1 protein-coding gene is annotated in these 454 nt (G+C 68.5%); it reads left to right on the top strand.

Going from position 1 to position 454, the window contains the following annotated elements; all coding sequences use genetic code 11:
• The coding region (locus AC1DIX_RS27845) for a hypothetical protein (RefSeq protein ID WP_477328584.1) at positions 1–454 on the top strand (454 nt) is incomplete at both ends.

The following is a 454-nucleotide window of genomic DNA, read 5'->3' as shown; positions in this document are numbered from 1 at the left end:
GCGCAGTCCTATCCCGCTGCGGCGCCCGTCTCGCGCGCCGGCGGATCGGTCGATTACCTCGATACGCCGAACCTTGCGGGCGAGGGACGTTCCGCCAGCGATGCCGCTCCAGCACCCGGCCGCAAGCTGCCGATGATCGACAGTGACGAGGCGCTTGCCCAGCAACAGGTGCCGCGTTCGCAGAATGAGCCTGGCAACTGGGGCGGCACGCGCCAGCTTTCCGTTCCCGAGGGCGGCGTCAACATGGATTCCGAACTCGGCGCCGAACCGGTCGTCGGCCTTGCCCAGGAGCAACAGCAGCAGATCGCCGAAGGTGAAACGGCCGAGCCCGTTGTCGATGGCATCGGCACAGATGCGCCTGTTCAGACCAACCAGCGCCACATGCCGCGCCCGGCCGCACAGGCCGAGCTGAACCAGGCCGCCGCCTGGAATGACGGCAGCGCAGTCGTTGCCC

It is taken from the genome of Massilia sp. 05N420, from assembly GCF_056397205.1.
Note: the sequence above shows the minus strand (reverse complement) of the source record. Positions and strands in the feature narration are given on the sequence as shown.